This window comes from Pseudomonas sp. LBUM1643, assembly GCF_059716215.1.
In genome coordinates, this window is record NZ_CP166813.1 from 4,743,037 (window position 1) to 4,762,836 (window position 19,800).

A 19,800-nucleotide genomic window follows, 5' to 3' on the forward strand; every position below is an offset into this window, starting at 1 on the left:
ACAACAGCGGCATCCATGCATAGTCGGCTATGCTAGAGCGGCGAAGGGAAACGAAAGTGGTTCAACACCCCATGGATATCAAATTCACCAACCGGCTGTCATACAAGCAAGCCAAGCTTACTGTGCTGGTGGGTTTCATTCTGGGTACGCTGCTCAGCCTGCTGCAAATAGGCATCGATTATGCCAGCGAAGACGCCTCCATCAACCGTGAAATCCAGACTTTACTGGAAATCAGTCATAACCCCGCTTCGCGCATCGCCTACAACATCGATGCGGAACTCGCGCAAGAACTGACACTGGGCCTGCTGCGCTCGCCCGCGATTATCGGCGCGCGACTGACCGACAACAACGGCACAGTGCTGGCCAACGTCAAGCGGCCGGGGCTGCAAAGCAGTTATCGGGTACTCAGCGACACGCTGTTTGGTGCCGAGCGACAATTTGAAGACCGCTTGTACCTGGACCATTTACCGGCCGAATCCCTCGGAATTCTGCGCCTGGACGTCGACACGTACGCTTTCGGCAGCCGTTTTTTGCGCCGGGCCGAAGTGACGTTGTTGAACGGCTTCGCCCGCAGTCTCCTCCTGACCGGCATCTTGCTGGCGCTGTTCTACGTCATGCTCACCAAACCGCTGGTGCGGGTGATCCGCGAACTCAGTGGCCGTGATCCACGGAGTGTGGAACCGACCTGGCTGGAGTATCCGTCAGGGCATAAAAACGATGAAATTGGTGTGCTGGTCAAAGTGGCCAACCAGCAGTTTGAGAACATCGCGACCGAAATCGAGCAACGCCGCAGCGCCGAAAACCGCCTGACCGACTACCTCGCTCAACTGGAAAACATCGTCTCGGCTCGCACTGCAGAGCTCAAGGCGATCAACGCACGACTGAGCCAGTCCAACGAGGAACTGGAAGTCGCGCGTCGCACCGCACTGGACATGGCCGAAGCCCGCTCAGTGTTCCTGGCCAACATGAGCCACGAAATCCGCACGCCGCTCAATGGCCTGCTGGGGATGATTGCGTTGTCCCTGGATGGCCCGCTCAATGCCGAGCAACAGCAACAACTGTCGATCGCCCACGACTCAGGCAAAGTGCTGGTGGAGTTGCTCAACGATATTCTGGATCTGTCGAAGTTTGACGCGGGTCAGCTGGAACTCGAACACATCCCGTTCGACTTGGGCACGCTGATCGAAGACACCGCCAACCTGCTGTCCCAGAATGCCGCACCGAGCGTGGAACTGACGTGTCTGATTGATCCGCACTTTCCAGCGTTGGTACTCGGTGATCCGACCCGGGTCCGGCAAATCGTCAGCAACCTGCTGTCGAATGCGCTCAAGTTCACCCGTTTCGGCCGTGTCGATGTCCGCCTGTCGACCTTTCAGAACGGCGTCAGAATCGAAGTCTGCGACACCGGTATAGGTATCCCCCAGGACGCACAGGTGAAGATCTTCCAGCCTTTCACCCAGGCCGGCGCCGGCATTACCCGGCAATTCGGCGGTACCGGACTGGGTCTGGCGCTGACGTATAACCTTTGCGAGGCGATGCAAGGTCGCCTCACCATCAGTTCGGAAGCGGGTTTTGGCAGCCAGTTCTGCGCGGACCTGCCGCTGCCTTGCCATACCCGCGCACTGCCGCCGGCCGCCTTGCTGGGAAAGGTAATCGCCATTACCGCTGCCAGCAGTGGTCTGGCCGAATTGCTCGAAAATATACTGCCCGTCTGGGGACTCGAGTATCAACAGCGTTCAATCGACGACTCACTCATGGGGCTGAACCCAGATGTAGTAATCACTGATTGCCCCGAATGCCTGTTTGTCCTGCGCCCCACCTGCACGGCACCCATCCTGCTGGTGACGGCTTACGGCAGTTTCATGCCGATCGAAGAAGTCAGCGCCCTCGCCCCCTTGCAGCAACAAGCGCGGCCATTGGCGCGTAATGCACTGTTTCAGACGTTGCGTCGGGTGTTGCAACCAGAAATCAACACCCTTAACGATGCCCGGCTTGAAGCACTCACACCCCAGCGACGCGGGCGCGTTCTGTTGGTAGAGGACAATCCGGTCAATCAGTTGGTGGCCAAGGGCATGCTGGTAAAACTCGGTTGCGAGGTCATCGTCGCCGCTCATGGCGCTGAAGCCCTTGATCAGCTGGAGCAGCGCGATTTCGATCTGGTGTTGATGGATTGCAACATGCCGGTCATGGATGGGTATGAGGCCAGTCGGCAAATTCGTCGTAGCGGGCGTTGGCCGCAATTGCCGATTGTCGCCCTGACCGCCAATGCCATGTCCGAAGAACGCGAGCGCTGTCGTGCGGCGGGCATGAGCGATTACCTGGCCAAACCTTTTCGCCGTGAAGAACTGGCCGCGCTTCTGGACCTGTGGATGCCTGCTACGACAACGCCTTGATTTGCCCCAACAGGTGATCAAGGCCATTGCGCAGATCATGCAGGCGATCCAGGTCCACACCGCTGTCGCAAAGCAGCCGGGCCTTCAGCGGCCCGACCTGTTCACGCAACGCCTTGCCTGCTGGAGACAAACTCAGGTGCACCTCACGCTCATCGCGCGATGAACGCTGACGCTGAACCAGTTCCAGCTGCTCAAGACGCTTGAGCAACGGTGTCAACGTGCCGGAATCAAGGGCCAGGCGTTCGCCCAACGCCTTGACGGTCGGCTGCTCGGGCGCTTTTTCCTGCCATTCCCACAGCACCAGCATCGCCAGGTATTGCGGATAGGTCAGCCCCAACTGATCGAGCATCGGCTTGTAGGCACGGATCACTGCCCGGGACGCGGCATACAGCTTGAAACAGACCTGGCTGTCGAGCTTCAGGAAATCGACCGGCAGTGTACTCATTTGAGCAAGGCTTCAATCTCGCGGCTCAGGTCCTGCGGCTTGGTCGCGGGCGCGAAGCGCTTGACCAACTGGCCGTCCTTGCCGATCAGGAACTTGGTGAAATTCCATTTGATGCCTTGGGACCCCAGCACGCCGGGTGCGCGTTTTTTCAGCTGCACGAACAACGGATGGGCGCCTGCGCCGTTGACTTCGATCTTCTTGAACAGTGGAAAGCTGACACCGAAATTCAACTCACAGAACTCGGAAATTGCCCCTTCATTGCCCGGTTCCTGCTTGCCGAACTGGTTGCAGGGAAAACCGAGCACGACCAGGCCCTGGTCCTTGTAGGTCTGCCACAGCTCCTCAAGACCTTTGTACTGAGGAGTGAAGCCGCACTTGCTGGCCGTGTTGACGACCAGCACTGCCTTGCCGGCGAAGTCTGCCAGGGTCTTTTGCTCACCGGTAATGGTGGTGCAAGGGATGTTCAGCAGGTTGTCGGTCATGGTTTTCGCTCTGAATGGCGGGAAGAACGATAAAGATAGTTTGCAATTGAATTGCATGCAATTTAATAAATCAATCTACCCCATTGAGGCGCGCCAACGCCCCGTAGGAGCAAAGCTTGCTCGCGATAGCGTTCTCAAGATCGCTATCGCGAGCAAGCTTCGCTCCTACGGGGAGGAATCGCTGCTATTCCCGGGGAACCAGGTCCAGGCACACCGAATTGATGCAATAACGCAAACCGGTCGGCGGCGGACCATCCGGAAACACATGGCCCAGGTGCGCATCGCATTTGCCGCACACCACTTCGGTGCGGATCATGCCGTGGCTGACATCGCGGATCTCGACCATGGCGCTGTCACCGATGGGCGCGTAAAAGCTCGGCCAGCCGCAACCCGAGTCGAATTTGGTCTTCGAATCGAACAGCGGCTCATTGCAGCAGATGCAGTGATAGACACCGTCTACCTTGCTGTCATTGTACTTGCCGGAAAACGGACGTTCGGTGCCCTTGAGACGGCAAACGTTGTACTGCTCCGGGTCGAGCATCGCCTTCCATTCTTCCAGGGTTTTTTCCAACTTTTCCATTGTCACACCTCAGCAGCTGAAAAAGCCCGATCTGTACCTTTTCCACGGATCGGGCGGCACGTATGATTGCGCCTCGTCAAACGCCAGTCTGGCAGCCAGGCCACGCGCATTCAAACGGATTTATGGGTGCTGCATCTCAAGGCGTCAGGCCTGTGTGAATACGCAGGATTCCCAGTACGGTAGTTCACAAGCCGCCTGGATCGTTCATTTTCGGGAACACATCGCCATGCAGGTCAGCAAATCGAACAAGCTCGCCAACGTCTGCTATGACATTCGCGGCCCAGTGCTCAAGCACGCCAAACGCCTGGAAGAGGAAGGCCATCGCATCCTCAAGCTGAACATTGGCAACCCGGCGCCATTTGGTTTCGAGGCGCCGGATGAAATCCTTCAGGACGTGATCCGCAATCTGCCGACCGCCCAGGGCTACAGTGATTCCAAAGGGCTGTTCAGCGCGCGCAAGGCCGTCATGCAGTACTACCAGCAAAAGCAGGTGGAAGGCGTCGGTATCGAAGACATCTATCTGGGTAACGGCGTCTCTGAACTGATCGTCATGTCGATGCAGGCGCTGCTGAACAACGGCGACGAAGTGCTGGTGCCAGCTCCGGATTACCCACTCTGGACCGCTGCGGTGAGCCTCTCCGGTGGTAACCCGGTGCATTACCTGTGTGACGAGCAAGCCAACTGGTGGCCGGATCTGGCTGACATCAAGGCCAAGATCACGCCAAACACAAAGGCGCTTGTGATCATCAACCCGAACAACCCGACGGGTGCGGTGTACTCCAGGGAAGTGTTGCTGGGGATGCTGGAGCTGGCTCGCCAGCACAACCTGGTGGTTTTTTCCGACGAGATCTACGACAAGATCCTGTACGACGATGCCGTGCACATCTGCACCGCGTCCCTGGCGCCAGACCTGCTGTGCCTTACCTTCAACGGCTTGTCCAAATCCTACCGGGTGGCCGGCTTCCGTTCTGGCTGGATCGCCATTTCGGGTCCGAAACAACACGCCCAGAGCTACATCGAAGGCATCGACATGCTGGCCAACATGCGCCTGTGCGCCAACGTGCCGAGCCAACATGCGATCCAGACGGCCCTCGGTGGTTATCAGAGCATCAACGACCTGGTATTGCCGCAAGGACGTCTTCTGGAACAGCGCAATCGTACTTGGGAGCTGCTCAACGACATCCCGGGCGTCAGCTGCGTCAAGCCGATGGGCGCACTGTATGCGTTTCCGCGGATCGACCCGAAAGTCTGCCCGATCCATAACGACGAAAAATTCGTCCTCGACCTGCTGCTGTCGGAAAAGCTTCTGGTGGTTCAAGGCACAGCGTTCAATTGGCCGTGGCCTGACCATTTCCGCGTGGTGACACTGCCGCGAGTTGACGACCTGGACATGGCCATCGGCCGTATCGGCAACTTCCTCAAGTCTTATCGCCAGTAACTGGCCTTCACCGTGCGATGCTGGTCGAGATCGCACGGTGATGAATTCAGCAACATATCTTTGCTTCCCGCCCTGCACCGGTATCTACTTCGCTGACTGACGTCCGATTTCGGGCTCGCGTCTAATAACGACGGGGCCGCGACATGCAAAATGACGGACAACCACTTCCCCTGTCGTCCTCGGAAATGTCCTTCAAGCAGCTACTCTTTTGCTGTAGGACACAGTTTGAAATAGTCACCCGGTTGAATAGCCCGGTGCAGCACCTTATATACCCCGCAGTACGCTACATCTTTAGCTTGAGGAGATTTCTACAACCATGATGCGCATCCTGCTGTTCTTGGCCACTAACCTGGCGGTCGTGCTGATTGCCAGCATCACCCTGAGCCTTTTCGGCTTTAACGGGTTCATGGCGGCCAATGGGGTTGATCTCAACCTCAATCAGCTGCTGATATTCTGTGCGGTCTTTGGTTTCGCCGGCTCGTTGTTCTCGCTGTTCATCTCCAAGTGGATGGCGAAGATGAGCACCAGCACCCAAATCATCACCCAGCCGCGCACACGTCACGAGCAATGGCTGCTGCAAACCGTTGAGCAACTGTCCCGCGAAGCCGGCATCAAGATGCCCGAAGTCGGTATTTTCCCGGCTTACGAGGCAAACGCCTTTGCCACTGGCTGGAACAAGAACGACGCACTGGTCGCCGTCAGCCAGGGTTTGCTCGAGCGTTTTTCGCCCGATGAAGTCAAAGCCGTGCTGGCCCACGAAATCGGTCACGTGGCCAACGGTGACATGGTCACGCTGGCGCTGATCCAGGGCGTGGTAAACACCTTCGTGATGTTCTTTGCACGGATCATCGGCAACTTCGTCGACAAAGTGATTTTCAAGAACGAAGAAGGCCAGGGCATTGCCTACTACATCGCGACCATCTTTGCTGAACTGGTCCTGGGTATTCTGGCCAGCTCCATCGTCATGTGGTTCTCGCGCAAACGCGAATTCCGTGCCGATGAAGCCGGTGCCCGCCTGGCCGGTACCGCCGCGATGATTGGTGCCCTGCAGCGTCTGCGTGCCGAGCAAGGGTTGCCGGTGCACATGCCGGACACACTGAACGCCTTCGGCATCAACGGTGGCATCAAACAAGGGTTCGCTCGCATGTTCATGAGCCACCCGCCGCTGGAAGAGCGTATCGACGCATTGCGTCGTCGGGGCTGAAAGGCATCGCAATACTCGCAATAAAAGAAAAGGCCCGCAGCGATGCGGGCCTTTTTTTGTCTGGCTGATAGGTGTGTTGTTCACATCCTAACGGCTGGAAATCCTGTAAACACGCTCTTCAAGCCGTGTAACACCTGCCTCCAGAAACTTTCCGCTCTCGCTCAGCACGTCCTGGTCTTCCAGAATCTTCAGCGCCCAGAAATTCCCGAACAACTGCCGCACTTCATCATCCAGTACAGCAAACGGCGGTCCGTCCATTTGTGCCTGATCGTAATCCAGAGAGATCAACAGGCCCATGGAATCCTTCGGCAAAATCCGGTTCAGGTGCGCAGCGTATTGCTGACGCATCGGCGGCGGCAAGGCAATCAAGGCAGCTCGGTCGTACAGCGCGGTGCAATCGGCAACATCGCCTGCGGTCAGCTCGAAGAAATCACCACACCACAGCTCTATCGAGCCTGCGCGATAGACTTTGAACGGCCCCTGCTCACTGACGTTCGGATCGAAATGATGCTCGTCGAAGAAATCCTCTACGGCTTTTTCCGACAGTTCGATACCGAGGACTTCATGACCTTGGTGAGCAAGCCACAACAAGTCCAGACTTTTCCCACACAACGGCACCAGCACGCGCGCGCCTTCTTCCACACCCAGCTGTGGCCAGAACCGTTGCAGATAGGGATTAACTTCCGGCAAATGGAAGCCGATCTGATTCGACTGCCACCGCTTGTGCCAAAAATCCGGCTGCATAAATAATCCTGATTATTCGATCAAAAGACCCTAAAACTTATATTAGATTTAGATCGATGATCTGACTGAAGATGGCCCATCTTAACTCTCAGGAGCTCATCCATGTTCCCCAGCCTCTATATATCCCATGGTTCTCCCATGTTGGCGTTGGAACCAGGCGCTAGCGGCCCGGCCCTGGCGCGGCTTGCCGCTGAGATACCAAGGCCAAAAGCCATCGTGATTGTTTCGGCGCACTGGGAAAGCAACGAGTTGCTGGTGGGTGGCGCTGCTCAGCCTGAGACCTGGCATGACTTCGGCGGCTTCCCCAAGGCCTTGTTCGAAGTGCAATACCCGGCGCCCGGGGATCCGCAACTGGCGCAAGAGGTCGCCCGATTACTGGTGTCCCATGACCTCCCCGCACGCATCGATGCTGAACGGCCATTCGACCATGGTGTCTGGGTACCACTGTCGTTGATGTACCCACAGGCGGATATTCCGGTGGTCCAGGTCTCGTTACCCACCCGCGGCGGCCCCGCCCTGCAAACCCGAGTCGGTCACGCCCTCTCCAGCCTGCGCGATCATGGCGTGCTGCTGATTGGATCAGGCAGCATCACGCATAACTTGCGTGAGCTGGACTGGCACGCAGGTCCGGACAGTGTCGAGCCGTGGGCCAGGGCGTTTCGTGACTGGATGATCGAGAGGCTCGAGGCGAACGATGAAGCTGCGCTGCTCGACTATCGCCAGCAAGCGCCAAATGCTGCGCGCAACCATCCGAGTGATGAACATTTGTTACCGCTGTACTTCGCCCGCGGCGCGGGCGGCGACTTCAGCGTGAGCCATAAAGGTTTCACCCTGGGCGCCCTGGGCATGGACATTTATCGCTTCGGGTAAGACTTGAAGGACGCAGCAAGGAGGCTGCCCCATTCCACTCAAACCACATCGACGCCAACATGAATCGCGTCATGCCGCCAGAACTCCAGGTCGCAATCGATCAGCCGCCCATGCTGGTCATAGTTGACCCTGGCAATGCGCAATCCCGGACTTCCCACCGACACCCGCAAGGCTGCCGCCGCATCCACCGACAACGCTGTCGGCACGATCTCGAAACGTACCCGGCCGTAGTGCAAGTCGTAATGCCGCGCATAGAGCTCAGTGATTGACTGGTTCAGATCGAAATCAAGAATCCCCGGAAAAAACCGGGGGTTCAAATAATGTTCGACATACAGCACCAGACGCTCATCAATTCGTCGCGCCCGGCAGATCTGAATCACGCTCGACAACGCCGGCAACTGTAACCAGGCACAGACCGCCGCAGAGGCCGGCTGCAGCCTTGCAGAAATTACTTCGGTTGACGGCACTCGCCCCTGGGCACTGACCATCGCGTGAAAATGACTGCGCTGCATCAGGTTATAGGCCAGCCGCGGAGGCGAGACGAACCAGCCCCGGCGCTCTTCGCGATAGATCTGGCCTTGAGCCTCCAGCTGCAACAACGCTTCACGCACAGTTATCCGCGTGGTCCCGAACAGCTCACTGAGCTTGCGCTCGGCCGGTAATTTGCTGCCTTGCACCAGCAACCCATGATCGAGCTGATCCTGAAGAACCTGGCCGATGGCTGTCACCGCTTTGGTTGTCTCGATGCGCATCAACGTTACCTATCTGGACTAGACCAGCACTGTCTCGGGGCAGAACCACGATCAAATCGGCTCATTATTTTCCTGACAAGCCTAGGCACTGCAGATGACTGGCAGATGACAAAGCCGCCGAACGGTTAAATCTGCTATGTGCAATATCATGGCCAAGTCCTTTCATATCAGCCCTTTAGCCATGGTCTACGCTTATCTCGCACACCGAGCATTACTTCGCACCCCAGTCAGGCCGCTGGCTCGTCGACATCAAAATGTCATCCAGGACGCCTAGATTGGCTCAGGTATTGCTGACCTAGACCAACACAACCGCAATCGCAGCGTTGATAACGCCCAAAGGAGCTTCGGATGAAAAAGCTTTTCCTGGCATCACTGTTAGGCTCGACCATTGCCATGTGCACCGCTGCCATGGCAGCTGATGATTTGAAAACCCTGGAAGCCGCAGCGAAAGCGGAAGGTGCGGTCAATAGCGTGGGCATGCCCGACGACTGGGCCAACTGGAAAGGGACCTGGGAAGACCTGGCCAAGACCTATGGCCTGAAACACATCGACACGGACATGAGCTCGGCGCAGGAAATCGCCAAGTTCGCCGCTGAAAAAGATAACGCCAGCGCGGATATCGGCGACGTCGGTGCCGCCTTCGGCCCTATCGCCGTGAAGCAAGGGGTAGTGCAACCCTACAAGCCAAGTACCTGGGATCAGGTTCCGGATTGGGCCAAGGACAAGGACGGTAACTGGGCATTGGCCTACACCGGCACCATTGCTTTTATCGTCAACAAGAAGCTGCTGCATGGCTCTGAGGCACCGACCAAGTGGGCTGACCTCAAGACGGGCAAATACAAAGTATCCATCGGTGACGTGAGTACCGCTGCTCAGGCTGCCAACGGTGTTCTGGCTGCAGCACTGGCCAATGGTGGTGATGAAAAAAATATCCAGCCTGCCCTGTTGCTGTTCTCGGACATCGCCAAGCAAGGTCGTTTGTCGATGGCCAACCCGACGATTGCCACCATGGAAAAGGGTGAAATCGAAGTGGGCGTGGTCTGGGATTTCAACGGCTTGAGCTACAAGGCCAAGATGGCCAACCCGGATGACTACATCGTGTTGATTCCGTCGGATGGCTCGGTAATTTCCGGCTACACCACCATCATCAACAAGTACGCCAAGAATCCGAACGCCGCCAAGCTGACCCGCGAATACATCTTCAGCGATGCCGGCCAGATCAACCTGGCACGGGGTAACGCCCGCCCGATTCGCGCCGAGCACGTGAAACTGCCTGACGACGTCAAGGCCAAGCTGCTGCCAAACGAGCAGTACAAAGGTGTGACACCAATCAAGGACGCGGATGCCTGGGAGAAGACCTCCAAAGGCTTGCCGCAGAAGTGGCAGGAAGAAGTCATTATCAATATGCAGTAATCCTGCATCTGTAGGAGCAGAGCTTGCTCGCGATGCAGCCAACTCGGACTGCAACCCGGTCTGTTTGATGACCGAGGTGATTCCATCGCGGGCAAGCCTTGCTCCTACAGCTTTTCGACGAACCCACAGGAGCTTCGCCCCCTATGAAGCACAACGTCATCCTTGTCGTGCTTGACGGCCTCAACTATGAAGTCGCACGTCATGCGATGGGGCATCTGCAGGCTTATGTCGGCGCAGGACGCGCAGCGCTCTACAAACTGGAGTGCGAATTGCCGGCCCTGTCCCGACCACTATACGAATGCATCCTGACCGGCGTTCCCCCGATCGACAGTGGCATCGTCCACAACAACGTTTCACGCCTGTCCAATCAGCGCAGCATCTATCACTACGCCACCGACGCGGGTCTTAAAACCGCTGCCGCGGCGTATCACTGGGTCAGCGAGCTCTATAACCGCTCGCCCTTCGTGGCCGAACGGGACCGCCACACTGACGACGCCGATCTGCCGATCCAGCATGGTCACTTCTACTGGAGCGATCATTATCCGGATTCGCACCTGTTCGCCGACGCCGAAAACCTGCGCCTGCGTCATGCGCCAAACTTCCTCCTGGTGCACCCCATGAACATTGATGACGCCGGGCACAAGCACGGCCTCGACACGCCGCAATACCGAAACAGCGCTCGCTCTGCCGACATCATCCTGGCTGATTACCTGCAAGGCTGGCTCGATGCCGATTACCAGGTGCTGGTGACCGCCGACCACGGCATGAACAACGACCGCTCCCACAATGGCCTGCTGCCGGAAGAGCGTGAAGTGCCACTGTTCGTCCTCGGTGACGCCTTCAGTCTGAATGCTGGCGCCACGCCTAAACAGACGGACATCTGCGGCACTGTTTGCGAACTGCTCGGCGTAGCCCACGACAAACCTGTTTGCCGGGAGCTGCTCAAGTGAACGCCATGACCCGCGGCAAATGGTTGGCAGCGTTGTGCCTTATCCCCTTCGCCTTGTTCTTTATCGTCTTTCAGATCGCGCCGCTGTTCTGGGTGATGATCAACAGCCTGCAGTCGGAAGAGTTCGGTTGGGGCCTGGCCAACTTCACAAAAATCTTCAATTCGAAGTTTTATTTACAAGCGATCCAGTACAGCCTCGAAATCAGTTTCTGGTCCAGCGTATTCGGCATCATCATCGCGGTGCTCGGCGCCTATTCCCTGCGCCGGGTCGATTCGAAACTGCGCAACTTCGTGAATGCCTTTGCCAACATGACCAGCAACTTCGCCGGCGTCCCCCTGGCCTTTGCTTTTATCATCCTGCTCGGCTTCAACGGCAGCTTCACCATCATGCTTAAACAGGCCGGGATCATTCAGGACTTCAACCTGTACTCGAAAACCGGGCTGATCATCCTCTACACCTACTTTCAGATTCCTCTGGGAGTGCTGCTGCTTTACCCGGCCTTTGATGCCCTGCGCGAAGACTGGCGAGAATCCGCCGCGCTGCTCGGCGCCAGCGGCTGGCAATTCTGGCGCCACATCGGTTTGCCAGTGCTGACCCCCGCGCTACTCGGCACCTTCGTAATCCTGTTGGCTAACGCGCTCGGCGCCTACGCCACGGTGTATGCACTGACGACCGGCAACTTCAACGTTCTGCCGATCCGCATCGCAGCAATGGTTTCCGGCGACATTTCCCTCGATCCGAACATGGCCAGTGCGTTGGCCGTGGTGCTCGTCGCGTTGATGACCCTGGTGACCATCGTGCATCAGCTGCTGTTGAAGAGGAGCTACCATGTCTCGCGCTGAATTGGGGCCCGTCGGTGTCTATCACCGCGTCGTGGTGTACCTGTTGTTCGCCATTCTGCTGCTGCCGCTACTCGGAACGCTGATCTACTCGATCGCCAGCAGTTGGTCGGCAACTATTTTGCCCAGCGGTTTCACATTCAAATGGTATGTGCAACTGTGGAGCGACCCACGATTCCTGCATGCGTTCGGGCAGTCGCTGCTGGTGTGCGTCGGAGCTTTGATCCTGTCGGTGGTACTGATTCTGCCGCTGCTGTTCGTGGTGCATTACCACTTCCCGAAGCTCGACGCGCTAATGAACATTCTGATCCTGCTGCCCTTTGCGGTGCCGCCCGTGGTGTCCTCGGTGGGGCTGTTGCAGCTCTACGGTTCCGGACCGTTCGCCATGGTCGGTACGCCGTGGATCCTGATTGGCTGTTACTTCACCGTGGCATTGCCTTTCATGTACCGCGCGATCACCAACAACCTGCAAGCGATCAATCTGCGCGACTTGATGGACGCGGCCCAACTGCTGGGCGCCAGTACATGGCAAGCCGCGTTTCTGGTGGTGCTGCCGAATTTGCGTAAAGGCCTGATGGTGGCGCTTCTGCTGTCGTTCTCATTCCTGTTCGGTGAGTTCGTGTTTGCCAACATTCTCGTCGGCACCCGCTATGAAACCCTGCAGGTTTACCTGAACAACATGCGCAACAGCAGCGGCCACTTCACCAGTGCGCTGGTAATTTCCTACTTTTTCTTCGTGCTGGTTCTGACCTGGGCGGCCAACATTTTGAACAGGGACAAAAGCGAATGAGCTATGTGAGCGTCCAACATCTTCAGAAAAGCTACTCCTCCTTAAAGCAAGCCGGCCCCCCAGTGTTCAGCGACATCAACTGCGAGATCAACAAAGGTGAATTCGTCACCCTCCTCGGCCCTTCCGGCTGCGGCAAGTCCACGTTGCTGCGCTGCATTGCGGGACTGACCTCGGTCGATGGCGGCAAGATTTTCCTCGATGGTCAGGATCTTGTGCCGTTGAGCCCGCAAAAGCGCGGGATCGGCATGGTGTTCCAGAGTTATGCACTGTTTCCGAACATGACCGTCGAGCAAAACGTGGCGTTCGGTTTGCGCATGCAGAAAGTCAATTCCGATGACAGCCACAAGCGGGTGGCCGAAGTGCTCAAGCTGGTGGAGCTCAACGACTTCGCCGCGCGCTATCCGCATCAGCTGTCCGGCGGACAGTGCCAGCGTGTCGCCCTCGCCCGGTCCCTCGTTACACGGCCACGCCTGTTGTTGCTGGATGAACCGTTATCAGCCCTGGATGCGCGGATTCGCAAACACCTGCGCGAACAGATCCGTCAGATTCAGCGTGAGCTCGGCTTGACCACCATTTTTGTCACACACGATCAGGAAGAAGCACTGACAATGTCTGACCGCATTTTCCTGATGAATCAGGGAAAAATCGTACAAAGCGGCGACGCCGAAACGCTGTATACCGCCCCGGTCGATGCCTTCGCCGCCGGCTTCATCGGCAACTACAACCTGCTGGATGCCGACAGCGCTTCGAAGCTGCTGCAACGGCCGGTGACCGGACGCATCGCGATTCGCCCGGAAGCCATCGAGCTGAGCCTCAACGGCGAGCTCGATGCGCAGGTGCGAAGCCATAGCCTGTTGGGTAACGTGATTCGCTACCGGGTTGAAGCCCGGGGCGTGGAACTGGTGGTCGATGTGCTGAACCGCTCGGCGGCCGATCTGCATCCCGACGGTCAGCGCCTGGCGCTTTCCATCGATCCGACGGCCTTGTGTGAGGTAGCCTGATGCCTTTGCTGACGTTGAAGAGAGAACTGCACTGATGGCCCTGGCAATTTTTGATCTGGACGAAACCCTGATCCATGGCGACTGCGCCACCCTCTGGAGCGAGCAAATGGGCCGCTTGGGATGGGTCGACCCCGAGTCGTTCATGCGTCAGAACAACGAACTGATGGACGCCTACAGTCACGGAAAATTACGGATGGAGGACTACATGACCTTCAGCCTGGAACCCATGATCGGGCGCACACCTGAAGAGGTCGATCATTTGGTCGGGCCGTGGGTGGAAGACTTTATCGAGCCGATCATCTTCAGTGACGCGACCAAAACCATCGCTGCCCATCGCAAGGCTGGCGACCGGATTCTGGTGATCTCGGCCTCGGGCACGCACCTGGTCAGACCGATTGCCGATCGCCTGGGCATCGACGAGATACTTGGCATCGAGCTGGAAGTGGTGCACGGGGTGTACAGCGGCCATACCGTCGGCACCCTGACCTACCGCGAAGGCAAAATCACGCGTTTGTTGGAATGGCTGGATGCTGAGGAGGAAAACCTCGAAGGCGCGAGTTTCTATTCGGACTCACGCAACGATTTGCCGTTGCTGCTGAAGGTAGATTTCCCACACGTTGTGAATCCGGATCCGGTTCTGCTTGAACATGCCCAGAAGGCGAGCTGGCCAATCCATATCTGGAAGTAACTGCCCTTGCAGGAGCAAAGCTTGCTCGCGATAGTGACGACGCGGTCTATTTGACAGACCGGGTTATCGTGCATCGCGAGCAAGCTATGCTCCTACAGATCCAGTTGTGTCAGGCCAGATTTTCGTCAATGACCAGCACCAGCTTCCCCGCCACCTTATTGGTCGCCAATTCGGCAAACGCCGCTTCGGCATCCTTGATCTTGAACGTCTTCGCCAGCTGCGGGCTCAACCGACCTTCGGCAAATAGCGGCCAGACATGCTGGCTGAGATCACTGAACAGATCAGCCTTGAACTGATCGTCCCGGGCACGCAAGGTCGAACCCAGTAATTGCACGCGCTTGGCCAGCACCTGCGCCAGATCAAGCTTCGCCTCGCGGCCACCCATCAAGCCGATAAGCACCCAACGGCCGTCGCGGGCCAGCAGCTTGAGGTTCAGCGCGGCGTAGTTGCCCCCGACAGGATCAAGAATCACGTCGAACGGCCCCAGGTCATTCAAGCTGTCCAGATCCCCCGTGCGCACGACGCCGCCCTGGGCACCCAGCGCTTCGCAGTAAGCCAAACGCTCGGCAGAACCGACGCTGACCCAACATGGATTACCAAACGCCTTGCAAAGCTGAATAGCGGCTGAACCGATTCCACTTGCTCCGGCGTGCAGCAGAACTTTCTCACCCGGTTTTAGCCCGGCCAGCTGAAACAAATTCAGCCAAACGGTCGCATAGACTTCGGGCAGCGCTGCGGCTTCGACCAGGGACAGACCTTCAGGCACCGACAGCACATGCCGTCCGTCGACTACCACCTCCTCGGCCATGCCACCCCCGGCCAGTAAGGCGCAAACGCGATCTCCCACTTGCCAGGACGAGCCCGGGCCTACCTCGCTGATCACTCCGGAACACTCCAGACCCAACACCTGGCTGGCTCCCGGTGGTGGCGGATACAGGCCCGCCTTCTGCAACAAATCGGCGCGATTGAGGCCCGCTGCCGCCACTCGGATGCGAACTTGTCCTACATCACACGTAGGACTCGGCTCATGCGCCCACTCCACTTGACCTTCAACGCCTTGCAATGCTTTCACAGTGCCTCCATAGTGAGTCTGGACTGAGCCCGTAGCTGTAGCGCCGGGCTTTCTTGCATTATGTGACCGGCCCTTTGTGGAACCGGCGACTTCAAAGACGGCCTAATATGCGTGATCAATTGTCCCCGCGTCGAATCAGCATGAAGCATCTGTTCCCCAGCACCGCCCTAGCCCTATTTATCGGGATCGGCTTGATGCCGATGTCGAGCAATACGTTCGCAGCCAATAGCTGGGACAAGCTTCAGCCAGATCGTGACGAAGTGATCGCGAGCCTGAACGTTGTCGAATTGCTCAAGCGCCATCACTACAGCAAGCCGCCGCTCGACGACGCACGCTCGGTGATCATCTACGACAGCTACCTCAAGCTGCTGGATCCGTCGCGCAGCTACTTCATGGCCAGCGACATCGCCGAATTCGACAAGTGGAAAACCCAGTTCGACGACTTCCTGAAAAGCGGCGACCTCAACGCCGGGTTCACCATCTACAAGCGCTACCTGGACCGCGTCAAATCGCGTCTGGACTTTGCCCTTGCCGAGTTGAACAAGGGCGTCGACAAGATCGACTTCAATACCAAGGAAACCTTGCTGATCGATCGCAAGGATGCGCCTTGGCTCAAATCCACCGCTGAACTCGACGACCTGTGGCGCAAACGCGTCAAGGACGAAGTATTGCGGCAGAAGATCGCGGGCAAGGACTCCAAGCAGATTCAGGAGACCCTGACCAAGCGCTACAAGAATCAACTGGCGCGACTTGACCAGACCCGCGCGGAAGACATCTTCCAGGCGTATATCAATACCTTCGCCATGTCCTACGACCCGCACACCAACTATCTGTCGCCAGATAATGCGGAGAACTTCGATATCAACATGAGCCTGTCCCTTGAGGGCATCGGCGCTGTGTTGCAGAGCGACAACGACCAGGTGAAAGTCGTACGCCTGGTGCCAGCAGGCCCGGCTGACAAGACCAAAATGGTCGCACCGGCCGACAAGATCATCGGCGTTGCCCAAGGCAACAAAGAGATGGTCGACGTGGTTGGCTGGCGTCTGGATGAAGTGGTCAAACTGATCCGCGGTCCGAAGGGCACTATCGTGCGCCTGGAAGTGATCCCGGCCAGCAATGCGCCAAACGACCAGACCAGCAAGATTGTTCCGATTACCCGCGAAGCGGTGAAGCTTGAAGACCAGGCGGTCAAGAAGTCGGTCCTCAACCTCAAGCAGGATGGCAAGGACTACAAGCTCGGCGTCATCGAGATCCCGGCCTTCTATCTGGACTTCAAGGCGTTCCGCGCCGGCGATCCTGACTACAAGAGCACCACTCGCGACGTCAAGAAGCTGCTGACCGAGTTGCAGAAAGAGAAGGTCGACGGCGTGGTCATCGACTTGCGCAACAACGGCGGCGGTTCCCTGCAGGAAGCCACCGAGCTGACGAGCCTGTTCATCGACAAAGGTCCGACCGTTCTTGTGCGTAACGCCGATGGCCGGGTCGATGTGCTGGAAGATGAAAACCCGGGCGCGTTCTACAAAGGCCCGATGGCGCTGTTGGTCAACCGTTTGTCTGCTTCAGCTTCGGAGATTTTTGCCGGCGCCATGCAGGACTACCATCGCGCGCTGATCATTGGCGGCCAGACGTTTGGCAAAGGCACGGTACAGACCATTCAGCCACTGAATCACGGCGAGCTGAAACTGACCCTGGCCAAGTTCTACCGGGTTTCCGGCCAGAGCACCCAGCATCAGGGCGTACTGCCTGACATCGATTACCCGTCGATCATCGACACCAAGGAAATCGGCGAAAGCGCACTGCCAGAAGCCATGCCATGGGACACCATCAAGGCCGCCATCAAGCCAGCGGTCGACCCCTTCAAACCGTACATTACGCAGCTCAAGTCCGAGCATGACGTGCGGACGGCCAAGGATGCTGAATTTGTCTTCATCCGCGACAAGCTGGCCCTGGCCCAGAAGCTGATGGAAGAAAAAACTGTCAGCCTCAACGAAGCCGAGCGTCGTGCACAACATGCCGACATCGAAGCCAAACAGCTGGTGATGGAGAATATCCGTCGCAAGGCCAAAGGCGAAGAACCGCTCAAAGAGCTGAAGAAAGAAGACGAAGACGCCATTGCGGCTGAGCCGGACAAGACCAAACCAGAAGACGATGCTTACCTGAGCGAGACCGGTCGTATTCTGTTGGACTACCTGAAGCTCAATACTGCGGTGGCCAAGCACTAAGATGATGGCAATTTAACGGCGACGCTCTACGGAGAGTCATCAAACAGTCATCATTCTGTCGTGAAATAAAGGACCGGGCGGGCTCTATACCAAGAGCCCGCCCGGTCCTTTTTTTTATCGCCAGAGATTGCCATGACCACGACAGAACAGCTGACCGCACTGAGCTCAATACTGACTCAAGGCGGGTTACACAGCCTGTTCCAGCCGATCATCTCCCTCTCTGAACGGCGCATCGTCGGCTACGAAGCCCTCAGCCGTGGCCCCTCCAACAGCCCTCTGCACTCGCCTATCGCACTGTTCGCCGTTGCCCGCCAGGCCGCTCGCCTGAGTGAATTGGAAATGGCGTGTCGCGAAAGTGCTTGCCGTCGTTTCAACGAACAGCAACTGCCCGGCAAACTATTCCTGAACGTCTCGCCGGAATCCTTGCTGGAAGCCGCCCACCAGCCTGGACGGACTTTACAGTTACTGGAGGATTTCGGGATTGCACCCAGCCAGGTAGTGATTGAACTCACCGAACAAACCCCGACCGACGATTTTCAGCTGCTGCAAACCGCGCTCCATCACTACCGTGCGATGGGGTTTTCCATTGCGCTGGACGATTTGGGAGCGGGCTATTCGAGCTTGCGGCTCTGGTCGGAATTGCGACCGGATTACGTGAAGATCGACCGACATTTCATCGATGGTATCCATCAGGATGCGCTCAAACGTGAGTTCGTCGGTTCGATCCTGCAGATCGCCAAGGCCTCACGTGCACAGGTCATTGCCGAAGGAATCGAGCTACCGGAAGAGCTCGCGGTGCTCACCGAGATGGGTGTTGATCTGGTGCAGGGGTATTTGCTCTGCCGCCCTCAAGAACATCCGCCACGGGAGGCCCGAAACCTGATGCCCAAGCACGACAGCAGTGCATTGGTGCTGAGCGAAGAAGGCAGTGACTTGAGCGCCCTGCTGAATGATCAGGTGGCCGTGCCCCGGGAAACGCCGACCGCTACCGTACTGGAAGCGTTTCGTCGCCAGGCCAACCTGAACTCCCTGGCGGTGCTGGACGAGCGAGGCCAGCCATGCGGCATCGTCCATCGGCATTCACTGTCGGACGCACTCCTCAAGCCCTTCGCCACCGATCTTTTTGCTCGCAAACCGATCAGCCGCTTGATGAGTGACGATTTTCTAGCGGTCGAGATGAGCCAATCGTTGCAGCAGGTCAGTCGCCTCATCACCAGCCGTGCGCGGCAGCGAATCGAGGAGGACTTCATCATCACCCTGAACGGCGAATACCTGGGACTGGGACGGGTGATCGATGTGCTCAAGCTGATTACCGAACTGAAGATCCAGCAGGCTCGCTACGCCAATCCTCTTACGCTGTTACCGGGGAACGTGCCGATCCAGCAATGCCTGACGCGCCTGTTGCAACAGAAACGGGAAACGATGATCTGCTACGTCGATATCGATAGTTTCAAACCGTTCAACGACATATACGGCTACGGGCGTGGCGATGAAGTTCTGATGTGCCTGGCGCAGTGCCTGAATGATCGCGTCGACCCGTCCCGCGACTTTGTCGGGCATATCGGCGGTGACGACTTCCTGCTGGTGCTCGGGCCGGAAGACTGGCGCAAGCGTTTGAACCAGTTGCTGGACGATTTCCAGAGTCAGTGTCGGCGCTTTTACCGTAGCGAACACCTGGAAGCCGGTTGTTTCATCGGACCGAACCGTCAGGGTGTCCGCCAGGAGTTTGCATTGCTGTCATTGTCGATTGGCGTGGTGCATTTGCACCCAGAGGCTTGCGAGCAGCTCGATGCGAGCCAGTTGGCCGAGATGGCATCGCAAGCCAAGCATCACGCGAAAAATGTGCCGGGGTATAGCCTGCATGTGATTGATAGCCTGGTGGTGCCGGTTGAGGGTGCGCGCGTAGGCCAGCGATGA

18 protein-coding genes are annotated in these 19,800 nt (G+C 57.6%); 12 read left to right on the plus strand and 6 right to left on the minus strand.

Features of this window, described 5'->3' with window-relative positions:
- The first annotated feature begins 71 nt into the window (after nt 1–71).
- Nucleotides 72–2,393, plus strand: coding sequence for a hybrid sensor histidine kinase/response regulator (locus ACA063_RS21255; RefSeq protein WP_497663263.1), 2,322 nt, complete (start codon nt 72–74; stop codon nt 2,391–2,393).
- Here ACA063_RS21255 and ACA063_RS21260 read toward each other — a convergent pair.
- From ACA063_RS21260 to msrB, 3 genes are all read right to left on the minus strand, one after another.
- Entirely contained in the window at nt 2,377–2,838 is a 462-nt protein-coding gene (locus ACA063_RS21260; protein ID WP_497663264.1) for a MarR family winged helix-turn-helix transcriptional regulator, read from the minus strand. The genes ACA063_RS21255 and ACA063_RS21260 overlap by 17 nt on opposite strands.
- Nucleotides 2,835–3,320: a glutathione peroxidase gene (locus tag ACA063_RS21265; protein ID WP_497663265.1), complete on the minus strand. Its 486-nt coding sequence runs from the start codon at nt 3,318–3,320 to the stop codon at nt 2,835–2,837. The genes ACA063_RS21260 and ACA063_RS21265 overlap by 4 nt, the downstream gene beginning before the upstream one ends.
- 184 nt (nt 3,321–3,504) lie before the next feature.
- The gene (gene msrB / locus ACA063_RS21270) at nt 3,505–3,900 is read right to left on the minus strand and encodes a peptide-methionine (R)-S-oxide reductase MsrB (protein ID WP_490146279.1); all 396 of its coding nucleotides are present in this window, start codon (nt 3,898–3,900) and stop codon (nt 3,505–3,507) included.
- Between the two features lie 226 nt (nt 3,901–4,126).
- On the opposite strand from msrB, the gene ACA063_RS21275 reads away from it, so the two are divergent.
- Together ACA063_RS21275 and htpX are read left to right on the plus strand one after the other, a co-directional pair.
- The gene (locus ACA063_RS21275) at nt 4,127–5,338 is read left to right on the plus strand and encodes a pyridoxal phosphate-dependent aminotransferase (RefSeq protein ID WP_162436440.1); all 1,212 of its coding nucleotides are present in this window, start codon (nt 4,127–4,129) and stop codon (nt 5,336–5,338) included.
- A gap of 316 nt (nt 5,339–5,654) precedes the next feature.
- Nucleotides 5,655–6,542: a protease HtpX gene (htpX, locus tag ACA063_RS21280; protein ID WP_162436348.1), complete on the plus strand. Its 888-nt coding sequence runs from the start codon at nt 5,655–5,657 to the stop codon at nt 6,540–6,542.
- Between the two features lie 87 nt (nt 6,543–6,629).
- Here the strand turns inward: htpX and ACA063_RS21285 are convergent, their stop codons facing one another.
- Nucleotides 6,630–7,286, minus strand: coding sequence for a thiopurine S-methyltransferase (locus tag ACA063_RS21285; RefSeq protein ID WP_497663266.1), 657 nt, complete (start codon nt 7,284–7,286; stop codon nt 6,630–6,632).
- A 102-nt stretch (nt 7,287–7,388) separates the two neighbouring features.
- Between ACA063_RS21285 and ACA063_RS21290 the strand changes: the two genes are divergently transcribed.
- Nucleotides 7,389–8,156: a DODA-type extradiol aromatic ring-opening family dioxygenase gene (locus ACA063_RS21290; protein ID WP_497663267.1), complete on the plus strand. Its 768-nt coding sequence runs from the start codon at nt 7,389–7,391 to the stop codon at nt 8,154–8,156.
- 38 nt (nt 8,157–8,194) lie between these two features.
- On the opposite strand, the gene ACA063_RS21295 is transcribed toward ACA063_RS21290, so the two are convergent.
- The gene (locus ACA063_RS21295) at nt 8,195–8,908 is read right to left on the minus strand and encodes a UTRA domain-containing protein (protein WP_497663268.1); all 714 of its coding nucleotides are present in this window, start codon (nt 8,906–8,908) and stop codon (nt 8,195–8,197) included.
- Nucleotides 8,909–9,256: 348 nt separating this feature from the next.
- Between ACA063_RS21295 and ACA063_RS21300 the strand changes: the two genes are divergently transcribed.
- The 6 genes from ACA063_RS21300 (at nt 9,257) to ACA063_RS21325 (ending at nt 14,589) form a co-directional block, all read left to right on the plus strand.
- The gene (locus ACA063_RS21300) at nt 9,257–10,321 is read left to right on the plus strand and encodes an ABC transporter substrate-binding protein (RefSeq protein WP_497663269.1); all 1,065 of its coding nucleotides are present in this window, start codon (nt 9,257–9,259) and stop codon (nt 10,319–10,321) included.
- 143 nt (nt 10,322–10,464) lie between these two features.
- Complete coding sequence (locus ACA063_RS21305; RefSeq protein ID WP_497663270.1) at nt 10,465–11,271, plus strand: alkaline phosphatase family protein; 807 nt, start codon at nt 10,465–10,467, stop codon at nt 11,269–11,271.
- A gap of 5 nt (nt 11,272–11,276) precedes the next feature.
- Nucleotides 11,277–12,113 carry an ABC transporter permease gene (locus tag ACA063_RS21310; protein ID WP_497666562.1) on the plus strand — a complete coding sequence of 279 codons (837 nt, stop codon included), beginning with the start codon at nt 11,277–11,279 and terminating at the stop codon, nt 12,111–12,113.
- Nucleotides 12,100–12,900 carry an ABC transporter permease gene (locus ACA063_RS21315; protein WP_497663271.1) on the plus strand — a complete coding sequence of 267 codons (801 nt, stop codon included), beginning with the start codon at nt 12,100–12,102 and terminating at the stop codon, nt 12,898–12,900. The genes ACA063_RS21310 and ACA063_RS21315 overlap by 14 nt, the downstream gene beginning before the upstream one ends.
- Nucleotides 12,897–13,901 carry an ABC transporter ATP-binding protein gene (locus ACA063_RS21320; RefSeq protein WP_497663272.1) on the plus strand — a complete coding sequence of 335 codons (1,005 nt, stop codon included), beginning with the start codon at nt 12,897–12,899 and terminating at the stop codon, nt 13,899–13,901. Before ACA063_RS21315 ends, ACA063_RS21320 begins: the two co-directional genes overlap by 4 nt.
- 34 nt (nt 13,902–13,935) lie before the next feature.
- On the plus strand, nt 13,936–14,589 hold the full coding sequence (locus ACA063_RS21325) for an HAD family hydrolase (RefSeq protein ID WP_497663273.1): 654 nt from the start codon (nt 13,936–13,938) through the stop codon (nt 14,587–14,589).
- A 109-nt stretch (nt 14,590–14,698) separates the two neighbouring features.
- Here the strand turns inward: ACA063_RS21325 and ACA063_RS21330 are convergent, their stop codons facing one another.
- Nucleotides 14,699–15,661 carry a zinc-binding dehydrogenase gene (locus ACA063_RS21330; protein WP_497663274.1) on the minus strand — a complete coding sequence of 321 codons (963 nt, stop codon included), beginning with the start codon at nt 15,659–15,661 and terminating at the stop codon, nt 14,699–14,701.
- Between the two features lie 140 nt (nt 15,662–15,801).
- On the opposite strand from ACA063_RS21330, the gene ACA063_RS21335 reads away from it, so the two are divergent.
- Both ACA063_RS21335 and ACA063_RS21340 read left to right on the plus strand, forming a co-directional pair.
- A complete protein-coding gene (locus ACA063_RS21335) occupies nt 15,802–17,883 on the plus strand; it encodes a carboxy terminal-processing peptidase (protein WP_497666563.1) in 2,082 nt (693 codons plus the stop codon).
- A 132-nt stretch (nt 17,884–18,015) separates the two neighbouring features.
- Complete coding sequence (locus ACA063_RS21340) at nt 18,016–19,800, plus strand: bifunctional diguanylate cyclase/phosphodiesterase (RefSeq protein WP_497663275.1); 1,785 nt, start codon at nt 18,016–18,018, stop codon at nt 19,798–19,800.